Source organism: Rhodoferax sp. (genome assembly GCF_039922535.1).
GTDB lineage: Bacteria > Pseudomonadota > Gammaproteobacteria > Burkholderiales > Burkholderiaceae_C > Rhodoferax_B.
This window is the reverse complement of record NZ_JBDTEM010000408.1, coordinates 1-3,365: the sequence shown is the minus strand read 5'-3', so window position 1 is coordinate 3,365 and position 3,365 is coordinate 1. Positions and strand designations below refer to the sequence as shown.

The 3,365-nt window shown below is 64.9% G+C and carries 5 protein-coding genes; 1 reads left to right on the top strand and 4 read right to left on the bottom strand.

Annotation, left to right across the window (positions count from 1 at the left end; translation table 11 throughout):
* Positions 1-618, top strand: a 618-nt coding sequence (gene arsH / locus ABI213_RS19385) for an arsenical resistance protein ArsH (RefSeq protein WP_348028317.1), incomplete at its 5' end; no start/stop codon positions are given.
* Between the two features lie 40 nt (positions 619-658).
* Here the strand turns inward: arsH and ABI213_RS19380 are convergent.
* From ABI213_RS19380 to ABI213_RS19365, 4 genes are all read right to left on the bottom strand, one after another.
* The gene (locus tag ABI213_RS19380; protein ID WP_348028315.1) at positions 659-1,456 is read right to left on the bottom strand and encodes a BPSS1780 family membrane protein; all 798 of its coding nucleotides are present in this window, start codon (positions 1,454-1,456) and stop codon (positions 659-661) included.
* 24 nt (positions 1,457-1,480) lie between these two features.
* Complete coding sequence (locus ABI213_RS19375) at positions 1,481-2,455, bottom strand: homoserine kinase (RefSeq protein WP_348028313.1); 975 nt, start codon at positions 2,453-2,455, stop codon at positions 1,481-1,483.
* 2 nt (positions 2,456-2,457) lie between these two features.
* A complete protein-coding gene (locus tag ABI213_RS19370) occupies positions 2,458-2,763 on the bottom strand; it encodes a hypothetical protein (RefSeq protein ID WP_348005610.1) in 306 nt (101 codons plus the stop codon).
* A gap of 21 nt (positions 2,764-2,784) precedes the next feature.
* Positions 2,785-3,365: rhodanese-like domain-containing protein (locus ABI213_RS19365; RefSeq protein ID WP_348028311.1), on the bottom strand; the 581-nt coding region annotated here is incomplete at its 5' end.

Genomic DNA, 3,365 nt, shown 5'->3' with positions numbered 1-3,365 from the left:
ATCCTGCTGCTTTACGGCTCGCTGCGCGAACGCGCGTTCAGCCGCCTGCTGAGCGAGGAGGCGGCCCGTTTGTTGACCGCCATGGGGGCGGAAACCCGTACCTTCGACCCCCACGGCCTGCCGCTGGCCGACAGCGCGCCTGAATCCCACCCCAAAGTGCAGGAACTGCGCGATCTGGCGCTGTGGGCCGAGGGCATGGTCTGGACATCGCCCGAGCGGCACGGCGCGATGACCGGGGTCATGAAGACCCAGATCGACTGGATTCCGTTGGCCCAGGGCGCGGTGCGGCCCACCCAGGGCAAGACGCTGGCGGTAATGCAGGTCAGCGGCGGCTCGCAGTCGTTCAATGCCGTGAACCAGCTGCGCGTACTGGGCCGCTGGATGCGCATGCTGACCATCCCGAACCAGTCGTCGGTGGCCAAGGCGTTTCTGGAGTTTGACGATGCCGGGCGGATGAAGCCGTCGGCTTACTATGACCGGGTGGTCGATGTGATGGAGGAGTTGGTCAAGTTCACCCTGCTGACCCGCGATGCGTCGGCCACCCTGACAGACCGCTACAGCGAGCGCAAGGAGAGTGCCGAAGCCCTGTCCCAGCGCGTGAACCAAAAAAGTATATAAATCGGCCTCTGGCGCAGTTGAAGCCTGCGCAGGCAGCTATTTATTCAATAGCGTCTGGGGTTTTTTCTTCCACGGTATCTACCGCAAAGCTGTCGCGAAAGCTGAAGTAGATGGAGGTCAAAAACATGCAGGTGGTCAGCAGCGTCAGCACCAGCGCGCCTACACCCAGAAAAGCCGGTTGGTCCAGCAGCACGGCCAGCAGTTGCACCACCATGCCCACGGCCAGCAGCACGCCGAACCAGGTCAGGCCGAACATCACGTAGGCACCCTTGTTGCGCCAGCAGGCTACCAGGCTGAAAAACAGGCTTTTGCCGGGGCTGATGCCGTGCCAGTGCACCAGCGCAGGCGCATGCCAGAACGCCAGCGACAGCGGCAGGTGCAAGACCATGAAGGCCAGCATGCCCGCCTGCAGCCGCATCGGTTCGTCGCTGGCTTCTTCGGCCACGTGGCCGCCCAGAAAAACATGGGCAAATTCACCACCATCGACCAGGGCCGAAATGCCCAGCACCACCATGAAACCCACCGCGTACAGGGCGCCCAGCACCAGCATTGGGCGCAGGCCCTGCTGCCCGGCGCGCAGGGCGCTGAGCACGATGCTGGGGGTGGGAAACTTGCCCTTGGTGGCCTCCAGCGCGGCGGCCATCAGGGCCAGCGCCATGGTGGGCAGGAACACCATGGCCACGATGTTGCCCAAAATCGGCACCAGGCTGACGATGCTGAGTGCGGCCATGCACATGAAGAACAGCCCGGCCAGCGCCAGCGGTTGTTTGAAGAAGGTCTGGATGCCCAGCCGCACCCACAGGATGCCTGTGCGCGCGGGGACGATTTGGAGTTTCATGGAATTGGGTGGCTCGGGGGCGGCTCAGAGGGTGACCGGGTGGGCCACGCGCTGGCGCAGCACGCGTTCAAAGTGGGAAGGGTCGTGGGCCTGCAGCAGCGCGGCTTCGCGCGGCAAATGGAAGTCCCACAGGCGCGAAATCCAGAAGCGCAGGGCCCCGGCGCGCAGCAGCGCGGGCAGCAACTGGCGCTCGGCAGCGGCCAGCGGGCGCACGGCTTGGTAAGCGGTCAGGAAGGCATCGCAGCGGGCTGCGTCGTGGGCGCCGGTGGGCAGGTCCACGCACCAGTCGTTCAGGCACACGGCGATGTCGAACAGCCAGGCATCGGTGCCCGCAAAGTAAAAATCGAAAAAACCGCTGAGCCGGGGCACGCCGTCTGCGCTGTCGAACATCACGTTGTCGCGGAACAGGTCGGCGTGGATGGCCCCCTGGGGCAGGGCGGCGTAGGCGCTGGATGCGGCAATGTGGTTCTGGTACGCCAGCTCGCTCTGCAGCAACTGGGCCTGGGCGGGTTCCAGGTGGGGCATGACCACGGGGGCGGTTTCGTTCCACCAGGCCAGGCCGCGCAAATTAGGCTGGGCCATCTCGAAGTCGCGCCCGGCCAGGTGCATGCGTGCCAGCATGTCGCCCACGGCGGCGCAGTGCAGCACGCCGGGGGCCAGCTCACTTTTGCCGCTGAGCTTGGTGACCACCGAAGCAGGTTTCTTGTTGACCGTGTGCAGGATGGTGCCCGCCTTGTTGCCGTCCTTGATGGCGATGGGCTCGGGCACCGGAATGCCGCGCTGGGCCAGGTGCTTCATCAAATGCAGGTAGTACGGCAGTTGCTCAAAGCCCAGGCGCTCGAACAGGGTGAGCACGAACTCGCCGCTGTCGGTGGTGGCAAAGTAGTTGGTGTTCTCGATACCGCCCTGTATGCCGCGCAGTGCGGTCACATCGCCCAAATCCAGCTGGCGCACGAGCGCTTTGGCCTCTTTCAAAGAGACGTTTGTATAAACCGCCATGCTTAGAAGTTGAACAGTTTCCAGCTCCGCGAGCCTACGCTGCCCTGGCCGCCGTCGCGCCCGTCGATGGCGCGGTTGCGCGCACCGTTGGCCGGCACCACTTCGTAAGCGGGCAGGCCGTTGGTGGGTTTCACGGTGATGGATTGGGTTTCGCCGCCCACGCGCAGTTCATTGATGCGCACGTCCTTGTCCTGCACTTCAATGCGCTGGATGCGCTGGTCGACGGGTGCGGCAGGCGTGTCGGCCCATGCAGGGGATAGACCGAGGAGGAAAAGGGGGAGGATGTGGTAGGCGCGCATGGGTTTCATTGTAGAGGGCTAACCTTGTGCCTAGCCCTGGGCGAACGGCCGTGTGGGATCGCTGCACCAGTCGCTCCAGCTCCCGGCGTACAGGCCGGTGGTGCCCAAACCGGCGATTTCCATGGCAATCAGGTTGGGGTTGGCGCTGACCCCGCTGCCGCAGTGGTGCACCACCGTGGCCGGGTCGCGGTGGCCCAGCAGGGCGGTGAATTCGGCGCGCAACTGCTCGGCGGGCTTGAACTTGCCGTCTGGCCCCAGGTTCTGGCTAAACGGGCGGTTGAGGGCGCCGGGAATGTGGCCCGCCACCGGGTCTAGCGGCTCGACCTCGCCCTTGAAGCGCGGCGTGGCCCGGGCATCGATCAGGGTCTGCTGGGGGCGGCCCAGGTTTTTTACTACCGTGTCTGTAGCTACCAGCGCTGATAGCGACTGCGCTGGAACGAAGTTTGATGTAAATCTTGACGGCTCCACGGCATCGCTGACCGCGCCGCCCGCGGCCTGCCAGGCCTGCAGTCCACCGTCCAGCACCGCCACGTTGGCGTGGCCGGCCCACTTCAGCATCCACCACAACCGGCCACAGTAATTGACACCGTTGCGGTCGTACACCACGGCCT